Source organism: Glutamicibacter sp. AOP12-B1-11 (assembly GCF_052379245.1).
Classification (GTDB): domain Bacteria; phylum Actinomycetota; class Actinomycetes; order Actinomycetales; family Micrococcaceae; genus Glutamicibacter.
The window spans coordinates 21800-40299 of the sequence record NZ_JBQSYL010000015.1 but is presented as its reverse complement, the minus strand read 5'-3'; the positions used below and the strand labels follow the sequence as shown (position 1 = coordinate 40299).

Annotated in this window: 14 protein-coding genes; 6 read left to right on the top strand and 8 right to left on the bottom strand. The window is 56.9% G+C overall.

The genetic code is table 11. The features are described 5' to 3' along the window. Positions 1-62 precede the first annotated feature (62 nt). Genes ACT3UQ_RS10545 through ACT3UQ_RS10535 form a run of 3 tightly spaced genes read right to left on the bottom strand, consistent with a single transcriptional unit; the run spans position 63 to position 5542 of the window. A complete protein-coding gene (locus ACT3UQ_RS10545) occupies positions 63-3395 on the bottom strand; it encodes an ATP-binding protein (RefSeq protein ID WP_444637087.1) in 3333 nt (1110 codons plus the stop codon). Between the two features lie 3 nt (positions 3396-3398). After that, complete coding sequence (locus ACT3UQ_RS10540) at positions 3399-4085, bottom strand: DUF4194 domain-containing protein (protein ID WP_096289126.1); 687 nt, start codon at positions 4083-4085, stop codon at positions 3399-3401. Further along, complete coding sequence (locus tag ACT3UQ_RS10535; protein WP_096289273.1) at positions 4082-5542, bottom strand: DUF3375 domain-containing protein; 1461 nt, start codon at positions 5540-5542, stop codon at positions 4082-4084. Before ACT3UQ_RS10535 ends, ACT3UQ_RS10540 begins: the two co-directional genes overlap by 4 nt. Positions 5543-5767: 225 nt before the next feature. On the opposite strand from ACT3UQ_RS10535, the gene ACT3UQ_RS10530 reads away from it, so the two are divergent. After that, the gene (locus tag ACT3UQ_RS10530; protein ID WP_096289124.1) at positions 5768-7033 is read left to right on the top strand and encodes a polysaccharide deacetylase; all 1266 of its coding nucleotides are present in this window, start codon (positions 5768-5770) and stop codon (positions 7031-7033) included. A gap of 31 nt (positions 7034-7064) precedes the next feature. Here the strand turns inward: ACT3UQ_RS10530 and ACT3UQ_RS10525 are convergent, their stop codons facing one another. Both ACT3UQ_RS10525 and ACT3UQ_RS10520 read right to left on the bottom strand, forming a co-directional pair. Next, on the bottom strand, positions 7065-10388 hold the full coding sequence (locus ACT3UQ_RS10525; RefSeq protein WP_444637086.1) for a TM0106 family RecB-like putative nuclease: 3324 nt from the start codon (positions 10386-10388) through the stop codon (positions 7065-7067). Positions 10389-10600: 212 nt separating this feature from the next. Further along, positions 10601-10915, bottom strand: a complete 315-nt coding sequence (locus ACT3UQ_RS10520) for a hypothetical protein (RefSeq protein WP_096289120.1) — start codon at positions 10913-10915, stop codon at positions 10601-10603. A 124-nt stretch (positions 10916-11039) separates the two neighbouring features. Here ACT3UQ_RS10520 and ACT3UQ_RS10515 point away from each other — a divergent pair, with 124 nt between their 5' ends. Further along, a complete protein-coding gene (locus ACT3UQ_RS10515) occupies positions 11040-11798 on the top strand; it encodes a M50 family metallopeptidase (protein WP_176484312.1) in 759 nt (252 codons plus the stop codon). On the opposite strand, the gene ACT3UQ_RS10510 is transcribed toward ACT3UQ_RS10515, so the two are convergent. Further along, the gene (locus tag ACT3UQ_RS10510) at positions 11766-12878 is read right to left on the bottom strand and encodes a YihY/virulence factor BrkB family protein (RefSeq protein ID WP_258133681.1); all 1113 of its coding nucleotides are present in this window, start codon (positions 12876-12878) and stop codon (positions 11766-11768) included. The two genes, ACT3UQ_RS10515 and ACT3UQ_RS10510, sit on opposite strands and share 33 nt — an antisense overlap. 210 nt (positions 12879-13088) lie before the next feature. On the opposite strand from ACT3UQ_RS10510, the gene ACT3UQ_RS10505 reads away from it, so the two are divergent. The 3 genes from ACT3UQ_RS10505 (at position 13089) to ACT3UQ_RS10495 (ending at position 15791) form a co-directional block, all read left to right on the top strand. Further along, a complete protein-coding gene (locus ACT3UQ_RS10505) occupies positions 13089-13304 on the top strand; it encodes a hypothetical protein (protein ID WP_141393623.1) in 216 nt (71 codons plus the stop codon). A gap of 210 nt (positions 13305-13514) precedes the next feature. Next, the gene (locus tag ACT3UQ_RS10500) at positions 13515-14261 is read left to right on the top strand and encodes a transglycosylase family protein (protein ID WP_444637085.1); all 747 of its coding nucleotides are present in this window, start codon (positions 13515-13517) and stop codon (positions 14259-14261) included. A 288-nt stretch (positions 14262-14549) separates the two neighbouring features. Further along, the gene (locus ACT3UQ_RS10495) at positions 14550-15791 is read left to right on the top strand and encodes a CoA transferase (protein ID WP_444637084.1); all 1242 of its coding nucleotides are present in this window, start codon (positions 14550-14552) and stop codon (positions 15789-15791) included. 10 nt (positions 15792-15801) lie between these two features. On the opposite strand, the gene ACT3UQ_RS10490 is transcribed toward ACT3UQ_RS10495, so the two are convergent. Continuing rightward, positions 15802-16503 carry a PaaX family transcriptional regulator gene (locus ACT3UQ_RS10490; protein ID WP_176484311.1) on the bottom strand — a complete coding sequence of 234 codons (702 nt, stop codon included), beginning with the start codon at positions 16501-16503 and terminating at the stop codon, positions 15802-15804. 130 nt (positions 16504-16633) lie between these two features. Continuing rightward, positions 16634-17503 (bottom strand): tryptophan 2,3-dioxygenase, encoded by an 870-nt coding sequence (kynA, locus tag ACT3UQ_RS10485; protein ID WP_096289271.1) that lies wholly within the window; start codon positions 17501-17503, stop codon positions 16634-16636. A 158-nt stretch (positions 17504-17661) separates the two neighbouring features. On the opposite strand from kynA, the gene ACT3UQ_RS10480 reads away from it, so the two are divergent. Next, a complete protein-coding gene (locus ACT3UQ_RS10480; RefSeq protein ID WP_444637083.1) occupies positions 17662-18348 on the top strand; it encodes a CE1759 family FMN reductase in 687 nt (228 codons plus the stop codon). Positions 18349-18500: the final 152 nt, after the last annotated feature.

Sequence of the window (18500 nt, the reverse complement as noted above, 5' to 3'; positions counted from 1 at the left end):
GTGTTTAATTTGCCGAAATGCTCCTGGGAGCAGGGCTGGGTGCTGCCTGTTGTCTTGCCGCGCTAACCACGCAGCGTAATGGTGGTGGCCAGCGCCGGGGAGCGACCAGTAGTGACGAAGCCGGAGATATTAGATCCCGGATGCTTGATGATATCGATAATGGAACCCAGGTGGTGGCTCAAATCGATCTTGTCTTCCGGCGCCGCCAGAACCAGATGGAAACCGAACTCCTGCAGCGCGCGGATGCCAGCTGCCGCATATTCGGAGTTCGCTTGGATGAACGCTTCGTCAATCATCACGGTGCCATAGGAAGTGAAACCCGCCGATGCAAAGCCCAACTGATAGGCCAGGGCTGCGCCCATGATGAAGGACGTGAAGCGCTGGCCCTCACCACCGGAGAGCGTGCCAGGTTCCAGTCCGGTCTCCACCTCTCCGTTCGGCTTGTGCTCATTGCAGCTAATCACCACGTGCTGCCGAACATCCAGCACGGTGGACCGCCAGGCGTTCAAGCCTGGATCGCTCAGTGCGGAAACTAGGGCTTCAAGTGCCTGGTAGGACTTCGCCAGGGTACTTTCTTCCTTGGTGGTGTAGGCGTCATTTAATGCCGCCTTCAATTCCTTGCGGAAGGTTCCAGCCTCAACGGGAATCGAGTTTTCAACTTCCAACCGCAGCATCGAGCCATGTTCGAAGGTGACATCGGCAAGGATCTGGTTTAGCGGTTTGATGCGCTCGGAAATCATCCGGCGTTCCTCGTCAAGCAGCTGCAACAGGTCGCTGAAGCGTTCGTAGGAACGGTTGGCAAAGTACTCGCGGAACTGTGCTTCGTGGTGGGGCAACCCGTCTGCAACGATCTGACCATGCAGTTTGGCATAGTGCTCGGCGGCTTCCGGAGTTGTTCCGTGTGTCTGCGCGTGCGAGGTACCGAATTCTCGGGCAAAGCGTTTGAATGTGTCGCTTAGCGCCCCACCTACTTCATGGCGTTGCGAGGAGAAATCATTGAGCTGGCCGCCCAGCTGCACCTTGACCTCGGCGAAGGCTTCGCCAATGGAATCCGCTGGCGGGCAATCGCCCGCAGCCACCTGTTCCAAAATCGGGCCAAGAATCGCATGCTGACGCAGATAAGCAGGGACAGAGGAGACCCAGTTGCCGTTCGCATCCTCAACTTCGGTGGTTGAAAGCACTTTCTGCGCACGTTCGTTCTGCAGCTCGAGATCACCAATACGCGAGCGCACCAACGCGAGGTCGCCAACCAACTGCTCAGAATCTGCCTTTGCGTTTTCGATCTGCTGGCGAATCTTCGAAGAATCGCCCGAAAGCACCAGTGCGTCGCCGAGCTTCTGCTCGCTGCGACGCAGGGAATCTAGCGCAGCTGAAGCATCTAGCTGGGCAAAATTGCGTTCGTCGGCAACGATGGCCGCAAGCAGCTGGGACTTCGCAACGACCTGGTTTTTTGCTGCCGTCCGTTCATCGGCGGCATCCTGGGCCTTCAGGATCTGTTCCTTGAGGCGTTCGGCTTTGTTCTGCAATTCCGAAATTTTGGATTCGTTGGTGAAACCAAGCAGATAATCAGAGGCCGGGACGCTGCGGGTATCGCGTTCAAAGCTACCCGCAGCGGATTTGATGGTTCCTGCGGGAGTGATGGCCTTGGGATGCACATGCATCGCCGCGTCATTCTCCACACAGGCCAGCGGATAATCGGCGGTGATCTTGGTGCGCAACCAGGTTCCCGCTTCACCTGAAGCAAAGTCGAGTTTGCTGACCAAATCGGCCGGTCCGGCTTCTGCATCACGTGGTTTGACCGACGTATCGACCCAACGTACTCGACCCAATCCGTCGAGTTCGTCGATTGCGTGCGTTACCTGGGTGAGGAATTCGCCGGGCACCAAAATGGTGCGAGCCAGCGAGCGCAATGCCTTTTCGGCAGCCAGCCGCCAGATGGCCGAGTCAGCGGCCACATCCATCAGTTCGCCAGCGAAGGGCAACTGCTCTTCGCTCAAGGAACAGGCCGACGCGATGGCTCTGCGTGCTGCCACTGAACGATCATCGATATTCGTGCCACGGCGCTGGTAGGAACGAATCTGCTCGTCCAATGCTTCTGCACGTTTGCGCAGCGCCATCAGCGAGGCCATGGCCTCATACTCAACCGTCTGCGCATCCTTGGTGATGGAAGCCAGCTGTTGCATGGTCCGGGCCGCATTCGCCCGCAGCTCATCGAGCCCGGTGGCGCTGAACTCGAAGTTCAAGCCGGCATCGGTCGCTTGTTCCTGCAACGCGCGTAACGCGGATTCCTTTTCCGAAAGCGCCTTCCGTGCCGTATCCGCCTCACGCTCTAGTAGCATCAGCGAGGCTGAACCAGCGGAATCGTGGGCCGCCGCAAGCGACTGAAGCTGATCCTCGGTCTGGCTCTTGCGTGCCAGAATGTCAGCTTCTTGTTCCTTGAGCCCGATTAATTCGCGTTGATGGCGGTGCAAGTCGTTGCGCAGAATATGCTGGCGGACCTTGGCATCGAGTTGCTGAAGATCGCTATTGAGCAGCTGTTCGGTCTCGCCGATGCGTTGGGCGAGCGTTCGATAAACCTGGTCCTGCTCTGGAACCTGGGCCAGCACATCGCGCTGTGCGCGCGCCGTATCCAATTGACGGTAGATGCCGCGCAGGTGGGCGAAGTCCTCCACCGCCGCCGCTGCCGCTTTCAGCGTGGTGGGTTCTTCCAATACCTCATGACGGAAAAACTGGTTGACACCTTTCGCCAGCCCTTTGCCGTTTTGCAAGGTGCGAAGCAAGGCAAAGGCCTTGTCGCTTTCCACCCCAAGACGGCGGCGGACACGTTCGATGAAGGCCTTGTGCGTATCAAATGCCTCGGTTGGTTCCAAAGACTTGGACAGCGAAGACACGGTAAAACGTCGTGGGCCATGGTGTTCAAGCTCCGCAATATCCAGCGCGCTTTCACTGAGCAGATAATGCTTGGACACCTGATTCTCTAACCCTGCGTCTGGCAGGTCGAAAACCGCGCCAATGCTGACGGTGTTGCCCAGGCCATCCTCGTAGCCCAGCAAGATGGCGCTCCATGTAGCGCCGGGGCGCTGATAGACGGTGCCCGAACTGGTCTTGAACTTGCGGCCACGCAGGTAGGAGAAGGTGGTGCGGCGATCGGCGCGAGTTGCGGCATCGTTTGCAGACTCGTTGAGCTTGGGGGTCGCAAAGAAGATGTGCCCCATGGCATCAAACAAGGTCGACTTACCCACGCCGGGGTGTCCGGTGACCAGCGTTCCAGCGCGATCAATTTCAAGGTTGTGCAGGCCGTGGAAAGTGCCCCAGTTAACGATCTGGATCCGGCAGAGCCGATGCTGTCCCGGGTTGAGGGCGCCACCGAGCGGGAGGGTCATTTCTATACTCATCGGCTACTCCTGCACCAGGTCGGTTGAATCCAGGGACAATTCTTCGGAAGTGTCGGCGGACAGATTCAGCGTCGATTCGTTTGCATCGATCGCAGCGATATATTGGGGAATATCTTCGATTCGTGAAATGGGCAGGGCCATCGCTAGAGCCGGAGAAATCCTGAATTCGTCGGCTAATTCCGTGCCGGTGAGCAAGCGCAGGGAATTCAGCCGGGCAATTGCCGCGTCACAGGATTCGGCAAAGCGTTTGTCATCGCGATCGGAGGGACTACGATGTTCGGCCAAGATCTCATGCATGGCGCTTCGTGAAAGGACTGCGTCGGTTCCGGTGCCGGAATGCTGTTCCAGCAGTAGGCGCAGGCGTAGCGCGAGCAAGGTTTCGTCGCGCTTCAAGGCGCGGCGCGGGGCAATCGGAGAGGTGTGCACCTGATCGATTTGCGCTGGAGTGAGCATCGCAATTTTTCGATCCGTGTCCATGGAGATGGTCAGAAAAATTTCCGAAACATAGGCTCCTACTACTTCCTGCTGGTCTAGCAATAGCTGCCAAGCCGCCGGGTCGGTTGACCCATCGAGGTAGGGGCCGCGTAGCAAACGTACTAGTAATTGCCGCAGCTCCAATGAGAAGTTGCCGCGGTCTCCCTCAAAGAGCGATTCGGTGATGGGTGCAGCATATGAATTTGTGCTGGTCATAGCGGCTCCTTCGTGAAAGTTAGGGCGGGAAGAATTGCTGTACGTTCAGAACCATCAATCTGCCGGAAGGTGATGGTCATCAAATCCGTTTCACTCAGTGATTCGCCGTTGGTCCGGCCTATTTCGATCAAGGCACGCACGGTATTCAGATGGCGGTGCTCTTCGGGCAGATCATTGAAAATTTCATCGAGCGGGAGCCGATCCTCTGAGCGGTGGCCAAGCTTGCTTGTTACCGACTCACGGAGGAAAGCCATATTCGCTTGCGGAGTGGATGGGGTGCGCACGATATCGGAGGCGCTGTAGTCCGGTGCTGCCGCCAACGGCGGCGGGGCCACATGCTCGGACGGGTCAAAGATGCCTAGGCCAGCAAGCGTCATGAACTGTGGGGCGAAAAGTTCAAGCGGAGCCAAAGCACTGCGTGGCCTGAGCGTCACAGACTTCACGATCGCCGCTTCAGCACTACGTACCGCCTGGCGCAGAAGCTGTGCTTGTTGGTAGTCCTCAGACTGAACAAAGGCATGCAGCGATTCGGAGAGCTTTCCGTACGAAGTATGGACTTCTGCTGCCTGACGTCGGAGCTCACGAAGCAAATTGGTCAGAATCTGGCGTTCCGGAGTATCGAGGTCGTCCACGAAGTTGCGTTCTAGGACTTCAGAAAGTGCGGCGCGGAAACGCTGTTGCGCGTCTGGAGAGTTGAGGAACTCGGTGAAGCCCCGGAAGGTCTCGCCCTCGGCGGTTGAACGGAGCTGGCGGTCGGCTTCTAAGACTTGGCCTACCGCAACGCCTTTTGCCGTAGACGCGTCCAAGATGCCTTCCCGTAGGGAATGCAACATCTCCTGAACCCCGTCGCGCATTAGGCGGAAGTCGGCAGGAAGGCTCGAAGCCAAGTCAAGCACCGAGCGAGTCGCGGACAGCGCGGTGGCACGCGAAAGCACCGCAGGAGCATCACCGGTGCGCAGTTCATTGATCTGCGCTTGCCGCATGGCAATCTGTGACTCCAAGGCACGAATACGCGCTTCAGGGTCTGGATCTGTCTCGTGGGCTAAGGACTCCAGCGAGGACAGCAAGGTATTCAAGCGAGAAGAGTTCAGGTGCGAGTCGTCAGCCGAAAAATCTGCGAGGAAACGCAGGGTACGCAAGGTCTGTGCGCTCGGTTCGTAGACGAAACGCCCGTCGATCAGGGGACGGGCCAAGATTCCCTGCTTGACCCAGACCTCGGCGAAGTCTTGGGCGGAATACGTTTGGGGAATCTGTTCGTCGCTGGTGCGAGCGAGCTTCAAGAACGAATCCAATGAAGCATGGAAAAGTTCTAGGGCTACACGTGGCTTGTCCGCAGTAAATTCTGATCGGATAAAGGCAACAGCCCAAGGCTGCGCGGTAAGAAGCCGATATGCTGCCGAACTCCTGAACTGCTGGGACTGAAGCCACAAGCTGTTCGCGCGATGCGAGGGCTGCATGTACATCCTTGATCTTTCGACGCCTAACCTATCAATTCTAAGCCATCGAGCCTGAAGGTTCATGTGAGAAATTGTGAAGTGAAAAGTGTTGCCAAGTTGTTGCCCGGCCGACTGCGTCCAAGGGTACAAACCCCAGATAAGTATGTGTAAGGTCGGAAACAAGGTGATGGCAAGGAGAAATCGTAGCGTCCATGGGGATAGCCGCTACGAGGAGAGAGATGCGAAGTGAAGCACATCAAGATCGCGGTAGTGGCCACAGTCGTCTTGGCATTGGCCGGTTGTAGTGACCAAGTCGACCCTGAAATAGCTGCTAGTAGCGCGTCTCAAGCAGCCGTAGAGGCTCAAAAGGCTGCAGATGAAGCTGCACGCGAAGAAGGCGTCCTTGCCCAGATCAATCGACTTGCCGACGGGTACGACTACAACGCCGCCATCAAACTGGCGGAGGAAGACCCTAGCGCCAAACTCAACGACTTGGTTCGGGGTCTCGAATCTGAAAAGAAGGGCACCTCTGCGTGGGAACACCCCGACCAGATTCCGCACTTATTCTTCCACTCGCTCGTTGTTGATCCGAAGCGCGCCTTCGATAAAGACAATAGGGCACAGGGCTACCGGGACTATATGGTGACGCAAAAGGAATTTGAAGCGATCCTCCAAGAGCTGCACAGCCGTGATTTCGTGCTGGTCAACCCTGCTGACTTCGCCGGTCTCGATAAGAAGAAAAATATGAGCTACCGGGAAATTATGCTTCCGGCCGGGAAAAAACCCATCGTCTTATCCCTTGATGACCTGAGCTACTACGAATATATGGAAGGCGATGGTTTCGCCGACCGGTTGGTGCTCGATAAGAAGGGCAACGTCCGAAACGAATATGTAGACGGTGACGGTAAGAAGCATGTGGGCGCGTACGACGTGACCACAGTGCTCGATGACTTTGTAGCCGAGCATCCGGATTTTTCCTACCGGGATGCTCGCGGGATCATCGCCATGACCGGCTATAACGGTGTATTCGGCTACCGGACTTCGCAAAGCCAATATCCGGATAGTAAGAATCTTAAAAAGGACCGGGAAGAAGCAACCAAAATCGCCGAGGCGATGAAAAAGGAAGGGTGGGTCTTCGCCTCTCATTCATGGGGTCATATCGCAACCGGAACCGTGAGCCTGGGCCGTTTCAAACGTGACATGAAGCTGTGGAAGGACGAAGTCGAACCAATCCTGGGCGAAACCGATCAGTTCATTTACCCTTTTGGCTCAGATATCGCTCGCACCGGGTCATACTCGGGTGCACGATTTGAGCTGTTGAAGAAGGAAGGGTTTATGTACTTCTACGGTGTAGACGGCACCATCACCGCATGGATGCAGCAACGCGATGATTACCAGCGGCAGATGCGAATAAACGTCGATGGCCTGCAATTCGACAAAGAGCAACGCGGGGATCGGCCCGTGCTGAAGTCCTTCTTTGACGTAGCAGAAGTTATCGATTCGGCGCGGTGAAAGACGCGCCGAATCGATGGACGGCCAATGGTTAAAGCGCCATGAAAGCACCGAGTTGCGACAATGCGGCGGGATTCGATGGCAGGAAGTCGGTGAGTCGCTCGCTACGCACGATCACCGCTTTCCACTGGCCTCGGGAGATGGCCACGTTGATGCGATTTCGGTTCAACAGGAAATCGATACCTCGTGAAGCATCGTCGGCGCTTGAACAGGCCATTGTCACCAGTACCACTGGTGCTTCTTGACCCTGGAATTTGTCCACCGTGCCGACCTTCACCCCGGAAAGCTGTTCCCCGTCAAGGATCTCGCGCACCAGATTCACCTGGGCGTTGTAGGCGGCCACGACAAGAATGTCTGCTTCGGCCAGTACCCGCGGTTCCTTCCCGCCACCCGGATTCCACAGCATTCCCAGATGCTCGCGGACTAGCCCCGCAATGGTTGAGGCTTCTTCGGCACTGCTGGTCGTGTTCCCACGGTGCTGCACGATGCGGGTCTCAACGCCAGGGGCTGTTCCTCTCAGTTCGCGGAGCCCCGCGGCCTTCGCGGAGAACAACTTGTGGTCGTAGCTCAACGCCGAGACTTTTTCGCAAAGCTGCGGGTGCATGCGCCATGATGTTGCAAGGAAGTAGCCCAATTCCTCCGGTAGTACCGGGCGACCTTCGGATAGCCAGCCCAATGCTGATTCATCCACAGGCTGGGGATGAGAACCCTGGGTTACCTGCGGTAACTGTTGCGGATCTCCGAGCAGCAGAAGGTTACGTGCTGCCCGTGAAACGGCCAAGGTGTTAGCCAGCGAAAACTGTCCGGCTTCGTCGATGACCAATAAATCCAAACTCGCGGCCGGGATCCGTTTGCCGGTCATCGTCCACGCGGTGCCGCCAACTAGCGCACCGTCTGCAGAGCGGATCGCATCGTCAATCGCCGCGGCGCTGATACCAGTCCACGGCACCGGGTCCTTGTGCTTGACTTCCTTCGCAACCTGATCGGGGTGCACGCCTGCTTCGATGGCCTTGCGCAAAACGTTTTCAACTACCGCGTGAGATTGGGCGACGACTCCAATCTTCCAGCCGTCCTTAACCAATTCGTGAATCACATGCGAAGCGACAAAGGTCTTGCCGGTGCCCGGAGGGCCCTGAACAGCAAGATAAGAATGATCCAAGTCCTTCAGAGCTTCCACCAAGGCAGGATAAACTTGGGCGTTACCGTCCACTATTGCTGGGGCGGTCGGGGTAGCTAGAGTTTTCAACCGCGGTGGAATTCGACGCAGAATATCTATGCCAGGCTGTTGCGGTAGCTCCGGGACAATGGCACCTACCTCTTGGGCGATCTGTGCCAATGCTTCGTCAATGCTTTTGGTGGCTATTGGCTGGCCTGGGGTGAGCGCGACGGGGAAAGACCCGTATTCGGAGACTTTCCCACTGGTCTTTTCTGCGATGGCAATCCATCCTTCGCCAACCTCGACCACCGTGGCGTTGAAAGCTCCGCCGCGAAGCGCGTCGTCGCCTGCTTCCATGCCTTCGGGCAGGGGTGCGGCAAACATGGCAAAGACCCCGGTGCCCGGGCTGAGCAGTGATCCTTCGGCCAGAGTTCCGTAAAGCTTGGTGACTCTGGTCAACGTCCGGGCGCGTTCGGTTGCTTTATGCCAATCTTCAAGTAGCTCTGCGGAGTCCACCGTGAAGATGCCGCGTACCTCGGACCAATCGTCCATAGGTGCGGAGAGCCAGTCGAAATGCTCCCACCAGAACTGCTTTCTCTCGCGGCGATTGTAGCCAGTGGCCGCCGCGACCATGGCGATTGCCCGGTCATCGTCACTCAGTGCTTGGTTGTGCGGGAGCCCGGCCAAATATTCTTGGAGCCGTAGCTCTTCTTCGGTGGGCTCGTATTCGTCGGGGACTTCGTCCAAAAGCTCTACATCAGGATGCCTTTGTGGCTGGAAGTCTACGAGCGACAAGAGCCAATCGCGCAAGCGAAGCGTCGACAGGCAATCGTATTCATTGTAGTCAGCGATTGATTCGAGAATCTGAGCTGCCTGCGCATCAGCACCGGAGGCCAGCGCAGATACATAGTGGGCATAGGCGACCACGGAAGCACCCGCATCGGTGACATCACCGGAGCGCAGATGCTCTTTCATATAAAGCGGTTCAAGCTTCTTGATTGAATACGAACGGGTGGACACCACCAACGAGTTTCGTACCGTTTCATAGAGATCAATGAGTAGATTGTCGCGGAGCCACTGGTCGACTTCGTCTTCTCCTGCAATATGAACCTGTGAGAGTTTACGTAGTGCACTTTTTTCATAGGCCGCGTAGTGGTAGATCTTCATGTTCGGGAAGCGCTGACGGCGCGCTTGCACGTACTCAATAAAGTCCAAGAAGGCTTGTCGTTCTTCGGCGCGGCTGTGTGCCCAAAAGGGGCGGAATACCGGTGCTCCAGTATCATTTTCAATGACCCCGAATAGGTATTCCAATCCCCACGAGTTATCGACGGGTTCCTGATATAGCGGGTCGCCTTCGAAGTCGAAGAATATGTCACCTTGGTCGGGGTTGGGCAGCGTCGATATCGTTTGCGACGACTTCACCCGGTAGGACACCCCCTGCTCGGTACCGTCCACCTGTCCCAAACCCAATTGCATTCTTGCCTGATCGACCGTGCGGGCCAGCGAGGTGCCTTCCTTGGCGTTCGTTGCGGCAAGCTGGTCGATAGTGAAGATTCCTTGTCGGCGAAGCTTCTCACGTTGCACCATCGACATATTGGCTACCAGCAGCACATCGCGTGTGGTGCTCACCTGCTCCGCGCAGAAATCACAACGGCCACAAATGCGTATCGTGTCCGAATCCCAGAGCACCGGGCCATTGGCTGCGGAGTGCTCACCGACCATCTTGATAAATCGTTCGCGCTGAGCGCGGAACACCGGGAGGATCTCGTCGATTCGGTGCACCGAGTGAGTACCGTCGCCAAGAACCAATGTTGTTTGTGGGTGTACGGCTATGTTTTCGGCTTGCAGTTGGTCTGCGTAGGCGGCAACTTGAAGCAATGCGGATACCCTGGCATGCCTTGCGAGTTTGGTGTCCCAAACAGCCCAGCTGCCGTCGGGCTGGCGAACCAAGAAATCGGCGAATCCGATAAAAGAGCCGTCAAAGAACGTAGCTTGGAAGATGACGTCCGCACCGCTGCGAAGCGTTTGGATGGTTTCGCGGTGCGCTGCGTGCAAGGACGCAGCATTGTGTTCGGGTCTTGTGAGGAGCTGTTTGACGCCGGTGCCGGACTGCGGGTCGTAGTCACCGTATTGCTCAATTAGTTCCGCAAGCACGTTTCGTTCGTGGACGTCTCCGAGCTCCGCGGTTCTTACAAGCATTTCGTCGGTAGCCGACTCGGTCTTTCCCCGGCGCCCGAGTTTTACATCCAGCAGGCACAACGATTGAAAATGACAGTCGACTGCGACCGCAAGGTCACTAGCCGAAAAGACGAACTGATCACCAAAGAAGAACACGGGGGCGGTGCCTTTCGCAGACTGGGTGGTTACCTAGTCAACGTAGCACTCTGCCCCGACCAATTGATGTCCGTTGCCTAGTCTTGCGAAGGCTTCGTCGCGCCGCCGACAACTAGCGAAAGAACACCCACCGCGGCGGTGACCGTGTTGACCGCTGGCCAAGCTCCGATTTTCTTTGACAATGGGTGCGATGCACCGAAAGCAGTGAGGTATGCGCCGACCAAGGCAATTGCCTTGGCTGTTCCGGCATCCTTTTTCCAGATGAAGAATGCCCCGGTACCGGCTGCTGCCAACACCACCGCGGCAAGTGGGCGCTTCTTGGTGATGCGACCCGTGGCGTATCCGCCAGTCAATCCGGTGACGGCAATGGCGGTAGAAGCTAAGCGAGACAAGGAAACCTCCAGAAAACGACAACAGTATGCTGCCGTTAATCGTATTGCTCTCACCTGTGACCATCCCCAGAAGTTGGTGCATGGTCGAAGTGGCAATTCGGGGAATGCGCTAGGGATTGAAAGAATGAGAGAAATCGACGATCGAAATGCATCTGGAGCGAACATGATTGTAGATCTCAATGGAGCTTGGGCTCGGCTATGGGAATCGCAACCTGTTGATCTCGTCTCCGGGCAATGGACAATCCTATTAGTCCTTGTCCTTGGGCTGGTACTTCCACGCCCGGTATGGCGAATTACCGGAATGTATTCCACTCTGGTCCATGAGCTAGGACATGTAATCAGTGCGCTGTTCACCGGGCGCTTCGTCACTGGGCTCCGCCTCGGCTGGGACCACTCCGGCGAAGTTGTCAGCCGTGGTCGGGGAAAGGTCTCGATCATTATTTCTGGGATCTTTGGCTATCCCGCGCCACTTCTAGTCTCGGCTGCATTATTGTGGGCCACTGCCGCCGGCTATGCCGGCAGAGCCTTGGGCATATACGCGTTGTTCTTTGTGCTTGCCTTAGTTTTCGTGCGTAACTGGCCAGCATTTGTCGTGTGCAGCGCGAGCGCTTTGGTCGCTCTCGGAGTCGTTTTCTTTGCACCGTCCAGTGCTTACATATATTTGGCCTTGCTCCTTGGCGGATTCCTGCTTTGCTCGGGAATCCGTGATTACCTCAAGGTCTTGGCAGTTCATACTTGGCGGCGCCGTGACATTGAGCAATCCGATGCTTACCTGATTGCCCGCGCCACCGGGACCTTTGCCACGCTTTGGCTGTTGGTCATCATGGCGTTGGGCGGAGCCGGCATATTCTTAGGAGTTCAGAGTCTTCTTCGGCTGTTTTAGCTTTTTAGTCGCACGGCTACGCGACACCAGCCAAGCCGTGGCAGCCGCAATGCCAACCGGCAGCCACTTTGTTTTGCGCTTGGTCCGTCCGGCCGGGTCAATTTCCATATCTTGTAATGGATCTCCGCCATGATTGATGCGAATCTCCTGGGCTCGGACTAAGTCCTTGTAAACCGCAAGTTGTTCGCGAGCCACCATGGTGTTGTCGCGCAAGGGAAGATGCACCTCAGCTGCTGAGGCAAGGCCGGTTCGTAGTTGGCGCAGACGGGTAAATTCAATGTCTACCAATGCCCCGATAATGAGTGCGATATTGCTGATCCAGCAGGCCAGAACGAGAACAATGACGCCGCCAATCGCTCCGTATGTGGCCGAGTAGCTTGCAAATTTTGCGAGGTAGACGGTGAATCCCACTGCGGAAAGGCCAAGAACTATCAGAGCCGTAAATGTTCCTGGGGAAAACCAATGGAACTTTACGCGTCTAACGTTCGGGGTGAAGTGGTACAACAAGGCAAGAACCAGCAGGATCATCACAAATAGGGCTGGCGGTTTGGCGATGTTCAGCAGCAGCACGAAGCTGTCGCCGAGTCCGAAAAGATTTCCCATGGCCCGTGCGATCGAACCGGACGTTACCAGCAGTGCCAAAGAAATCACGGCCACGACCATGATCAGCACGGTGATGGCAAACATTTGCGGGCGTCTCTTCCATTGTGGACGACCTTCGCGTACACCGAAAAGCCGGTTCATTTGCCGGCTGAATGCGGTCACGTATCCGGAGGTGCTCCACAGGGCACCGAGGGAACCAATCAAAATGGCCCAAAATGTGCCCTTGGCTGAGCTCGCGAGGCCGGTGAGTAGCTGCTCAGCGGTTTCGACTAGTTGCTGGGCGTCGCCGGTTTGCTGTCCGCTAGCAGCGAGGCTTTGGCGAATCAGATCCATAATCCATTGAGTGCTACTTTCGCTTGCTCCAACCAGCGAAAGCAAAGAGATCAGTGCCAGCAGTCCGGGGAACATCGCTAGAACCATATAGTAGGAAAGGGAAGCGGCTCCGTCTAGCCCGTCGATTCGGAAGAATTCTCGCATCGCCCGGGGATAGCAGCTCAAGGCCTCCCTGACTCGTTCCTTGGTCAGTCGGTCGCTAAATGCCATCGGGTTCCCTTATCTGCCGTTTTGCAGAAACACTACTTGTTATTCCGACTCCCACACTACCTAAATACCGTGCGGTGAGGCGGCAGTTAGAAGTGGATCGAAGTTTCCCAATCAGCGGCTCGGGAGGCAAGGAGGTGGCGAACGGTGAGGAAACAAACTTTCTCGTTAGTGCACCATCGGGCAGTGAACCTAGGTGGAGGACACAGCGAGAAAACGGTGAAAGCTGTATCACAAAAGCACAAGCAAGATCCACTTAGAAAAGATAACAACTTCGGCGGTGGATTCGAAGAAATCGCCCAAAAAAGGGATCGTCGAAAAAATTTCTTTGGCCGTTTTGACCTGTATTTACGGGGTTTCTGAAAGAATCCTGAGTTGCGTAGGGTGCGGGGTCGTGCGCTATGGTCATTTATAACGTTTCGATAACACTCGCAGTGTTATGGGGAAACACCTACTGCCGGGACTTCCAAACCGCTCACCAGGGCAGTACTTCAAAAAAAGTCGAAATGCGACGCAGAGCGGTGCACAGGGATGGCCTAGGAAGGCCTGAGCGTGGAAGGGCACTGGAGAGTCATGATCCAGCAGAAGACCAAAAACATCATTCGTCGCGGTGGAGCCACCTTGGCCGCCGTAGCAGTAGCAAGCACCGCAGTCGTCGCCTCGACCGTGCCGGCTTCCGCGGCTAGCAGCTGGGACAAGCTTGCACAGTGTGAATCCGGTGGCAACTGGTCCATCAACACCGGCAACGGTTACTACGGTGGCTTGCAGTTCTCGCTTCAGACTTGGAAGGCATTCGGAGGCAGTGGCATGCCTAACCAGGCTTCGAAGGCCGAGCAGATTCGTATCGCCACCAAGGTCCAGGCCGGACAGGGTTGGGGTGCGTGGCCAGCTTGCTCGGCGAAGCTTGGGCTGAGCGGCACGCCATCGGGCAACTCGGCTCCGGAAGCTCCAAAGAAGGAAGCTCCAAAGAAGCAGGCTCCAAAGCAGCAGGCAGCGCCAAAGCAGCAGGCAGCGCCAAAGCAGCAGACCACCAAGAAGGCTGCGCCTTCGCAGTCGTTGGAGCGCACCGGTAGCTCCAAGAAGGTCACGCAGCCAAGCGCTGGCAAGCACGTTGAAGCGGCACCTCAGGCACCAGTTTTCAACATCAAGGTTACCGACTCGGGCAAGGACTACACCGTAAAGTCCGGCGATACTCTTGCGAAGATTGCTGACAGCTTGGGCGTCAAGGACTGGCGTGGATTGTTCGTGCTGAACGACGATCAGTTGAATGACCCAGATCTGATCATGGTTGGTCAGACCCTGAACGTACCAGCGAACTAATTTCGCTTTTGGTCTTGAGCTCGTGCCATTACCCAGCTGGGTAATGGCACGAGCTCAAGGTGTTTAACCCTGCGTCTGCAGGGCAGGCACCGCGGTATCCGCAGCATTTGCCTGTGATTGAGCGCAATGGCACGCTAGCCACATGCCTAAAAGTCAGTTCACGCGGGGATGAGTACCTCCCAGCTCCGAGATGTGCCTTCACTCGATGCCGAATTTGCCCAGTGTGGGCTGCTTCCAGCTCTGCGTGCAAAGAACTGGAGTGGGCCCCGGCGGTGGTGGGGTGGGCCTTTGGACGTTGAGGGGCTAACGATTGCCTCCACCGAATTATGTGCCGCGGCCGTTAATCAGCTGACCGGCAGCCAAGATTTGTTCACCATCGATGCTCGCAGGGCTGCCGCCGCCTTTGCTTCCACGAAACACTTGCGCATCGCTGGGCAACGAAGAGATGCGTTCGATGCCTGTTCTGGGTTCTATCAAACGAGCGACGGCTGGATACGCACGCACGCGAATTATCCGCATCACCGTCGCGCCCTGCTCCAAGCCTTGAGGATTGACCGCCCCGAACGGCTCGCTGAGTCTCTTCTGATGGTTGAAGCCGGCGACGTCGTCGAACTGATCACCGCCTGCGGAGGGATCGCGGCAGAGGTTCGAACGCGCGCGCAATGGCAAGCTACGGCAATGGGGCAAGCGGCTGCCGCCGGACCTTGGGTCGAGTTCGCGATGAGCGAGGTGTCGCAGGGCCGATTGTGGAAATATTCTCAAGACTTAGCCAAGCCGCTTCGAGGGCTACGCGTCCTGGACTTCACCCGGGTCATAGCGGGACCCACTTCCTCGCGTACCCTAGCGATGTTGGGTGCCGACGTCCTACGTGTCGATCCTCCGCAAATGCCCGAACTGCAGGGCCAGTACATAGAAACCGGATTCGGAAAGCGAAGCACGGAAATTGACCTGCGCGATCTGCGGCAGGCAAACACCGTGCATGAGCTGTTGAGCGAAGCAGACGTGGTTTTACTCGGGTACCGTCCCGGTGCTTTAGCGGCGCACGAATTGCGGACTCAGCAGCTACGCGAACGCTATCCGAATCTAATCATCGTCGAGTTGTGCGCATGGGGTGACACCGGCCCCTACGCAAAGCGTCGTGGCTTCGACAGCATCGTACAAGCCGCATGCGGTATCGCGGATATCTACCGGGACGCCGAGGGCAGACCGGGCGCATTGCCGGTGCAGGCGCTGGATCATGCAACCGGATACGGGATGGCTGCGGCCGTGGTGTCCTTGGCGGCTGCGCGAAGAACCCAGGGAATGACCGGCCACGCGAGATTCTCGCTGGTTCGCACGGCTACGGCACTGCTGGAGCAGCCCTTGCCAACTGCGGACATCGAACCGCTGGGTCAACCCGCAGTGCGCAAGATCAACAGTACGTTCGGAGAACTGACCTATGCCCCGCCAGCTCTATCGTGTGGAGGCCTGGCACTTGATTATGCAGGGCCGCCGGCTCCCTACGGCACAGATGAGCCCGTCTGGCGCTAATCGAAGGATTTCAGCCCGCCAAGCGCAGCAGGTGCTCGGCATGTGCCGCAGCCCGGTCTTTGAAGGCGGCCGAAATTTCCACGAACCGCTCCCGGCTTGCTTGGCCAGGCCAGTTATCGGGGAGCATCTGTTCGGGGAGACCCGGATCAAGGTACGGGATGGCTCGCCACGCATCAATGAGCACGACATAGCCGAGATAGGCATCTTCAGCGTCTATCGACGTCGCGTCGAGTCCCGCCGTGGCAGCAAGAAAAGAGCGGTGGAGTTTGGCCAATTTGTCCAAGTCCCACCACTGTGCGGAGGCTTCACGGGCCGATCCCGGGTGGTCGAATGTCTCCGAAATGAAAAGCGTGGCGTAGTTCCTCGCGTCCAAGGCTCCCAGGACTTCCAAGACCTCGGATTGCAAATATTCGGGGAAGATCCACAGGCCAGCCGAGACGAGGCCTCCACCTAACTGGACGAAATGTTTGCGCAGCTGATGCCGGGTGGCGCGCAGGGCTTCCGGCAAGGAAAAAGCGACAAGGACCCAACGATCGGAATGTTCCATGCAACGCGGAGTGAAAATACGCCTATTGCCGCGGGCAAACATCGCCATAGCGGGCGTGGTCACCGAAAGTGCCGCAGGCCCCGCGGTTTCCAGTACACCGCGGTCGATGAGCCGCGAAACAGCGGTCTGTGCTGCGGGAGTCGACACCCCTGCCGCTCGAGCCATCTCAATGATTCGGGGACGTGGAACCGGCGTTGTCTCATGGCGCAGGTAGAGGCCGGCAATGGTGCGTACCACCGACGCCGCGCTACCGGTCCTAGACTCGAAATCATCAAGGGCGAATGCGGCAAGGGGGCTAGTCGGAGCCAATTTCTGTACGCACCGCAAAGAGCTCGGGGAAGAAGGTCAGGTCCAGTGCGCGTTTCAGGAAGCTGACGCCTGATGAGCCGCCGGTCCCGGATTTGAAGCCGATGGTTCGTTGCACCACGCGCAAGTGGCGGAAGCGCCAAGCTTGGAAGTTGTCTTCCAGATCCACTAGGTCTTCACAGGCCTGGTAGAGATTCCACACGGTATCTTCGGACTCGTAGATTTCCTTGAAGATTGGCACTAGCGACGCTTGGAATTCCCAGGGCTTGGTGACATCGCGTTCGAGGATTTCTGAGGAGATCTGGTAGCCCTTGCGCGAAAGCGCAGCGAGGAAGGCGTCGTAAAGTGTTGGTTCGTGCAGTAGCTCGGTGAGCGTTTCGTGTGCCTTCGGGTCTGATTCGTGCACCTTGAGCATGCCTTCGTGCTTGTTGCCGAGGATAAACTCCACCGCACGGTATTGGAATGACTGAAAACCCGAGGATGAGCCGAGGAAACCACGGAACTGCGCGTATTCGCGTGGTGTGAGCGTTGCGAGAACAGACCACTGCTCGGTGAGGGTTTTCTGGATATGTTTCACACGAGCGAGGCATTTCAGGGCCTTGCCGAGGTCGTCCGAGTCGATCAGCCGGCGAGCTTCGAGCAGTTCATGCAGCATCAGCTTCAGCCAGAGTTCGCTGGTCTGGTGCTGAATAATGAACAGCATTTCGTCGTGATGCTCTGGGACGCTGACCGGGTGCTGGGCCGAAAGGATGCGTTCCAAATCCAGGTAGCTTCCGTACGACATGGCATTTCGGAAATCGGTGCGAACGCCGGACTCGATGTCGCGCTGATTCTTGGACTCTGCATGGTCATTGCTCATAAAGATCATCGTATCAATATCTTTGCGACCGTCACAATAATGAAAACAAGTTCCCAAGATGAGCTGCAGGGGCATTCGCGCCGGGGCGGGAATAGAATCAACCGCCCGCCCGTTATTACATGCATACGCATATAAAATTTGGATTCAGGATGGGAATAATGAGCAAATCAATCGTGGTCATCTCCGGCGGACTGGGCAACCCTTCGAGCACCTCGCTGCTCGGGCGCCAGATCGGTGAAAGCGTCGCAGCGGAACTGGCCGGTGCAGGAGTCCAAGCCGACGTACTCAACGTAGAATTGCGTGAATTTGCGCAGGACATCGTGAATAACATGCTTACCGGGTTCGCTCCACCTGCGCTGCAGGAAGTCGTGGATGCGGTTGTGAATTCCGACGTACTGGTGGCTGTCACTCCGGTCTTTTCGGCCTCGATTTCGGGACTGTTCAAATCCTTTATCGACATCCTGGATCCGAGGTCGCTGGACGGAAAGCCGGTAGTTTTGGCTGCAACTGCCGGCTCGCAGCGCCATCAACTTGCCGTGGACTACGCCATGCGACCGATCTTCTCCTACCTGCGTACGCAGATCATGCCTACTACCGTTTTTGCCGCTTCGGAAGATTTTGGCGGCGAGGGCCTTGCCGGGACCCTGGCCGTACGCACCCGGCGGGTGGCTCGCGAGGTCATTGTGGCCCTTGCCGCAGATGGAGGAAACCTCCAAGCCGATACCGATCTGGCGGATACGCGCTCGATTGCTCCATCGGTCAGCGACACGGCAAACCCCAACGACCCGCTAACCACACTTCCGTTCGAAGCCCTACTGGCGAACATCCAGGGGAGCAAAAGCTGATCCACGATCTAGCCGTTGCCTCCGGACGTTGCGGGCGGCGGATGTTAGTACGATGTGCCAGAAGCCTTGAAGCTCGATAGCATATTTACTTGTGAGCTATGTCATCCACAAAGCCCATGTAGATTTAATTCGAATGCGAAAGGTGTAGCCGT

Coding starts and splice junctions, on each gene's coding strand:
- ACT3UQ_RS10515 (WP_176484312.1), top strand. CDS start 11,040: ATGAGAGAAATCGACGATCGAAATGCATCTGGAGCGAACATGATTGTA.
- ACT3UQ_RS10545 (WP_444637087.1), bottom strand. CDS start 3,395: ATGAGTATAGAAATGACCCTCCCGCTCGGTGGCGCCCTCAACCCGGGA.
- ACT3UQ_RS10490 (WP_176484311.1), bottom strand. CDS start 16,503: ATGGCTCGAGCGGCAGGGGTGTCGACTCCCGCAGCACAGACCGCTGTT.
- ACT3UQ_RS10510 (WP_258133681.1), bottom strand. CDS start 12,878: ATGCGAGAATTCTTCCGAATCGACGGGCTAGACGGAGCCGCTTCCCTT.
- kynA (WP_096289271.1), bottom strand. CDS start 17,503: ATGAGCAATGACCATGCAGAGTCCAAGAATCAGCGCGACATCGAGTCC.
- ACT3UQ_RS10500 (WP_444637085.1), top strand. CDS start 13,515: ATGATCCAGCAGAAGACCAAAAACATCATTCGTCGCGGTGGAGCCACC.
- ACT3UQ_RS10540 (WP_096289126.1), bottom strand. CDS start 4,085: ATGACCAGCACAAATTCATATGCTGCACCCATCACCGAATCGCTCTTT.
- ACT3UQ_RS10535 (WP_096289273.1), bottom strand. CDS start 5,542: ATGCAGCCCTCGCATCGCGCGAACAGCTTGTGGCTTCAGTCCCAGCAG.
- ACT3UQ_RS10525 (WP_444637086.1), bottom strand. CDS start 10,388: ATGCTTGTAAGAACCGCGGAGCTCGGAGACGTCCACGAACGAAACGTG.
- ACT3UQ_RS10480 (WP_444637083.1), top strand. CDS start 17,662: ATGAGCAAATCAATCGTGGTCATCTCCGGCGGACTGGGCAACCCTTCG.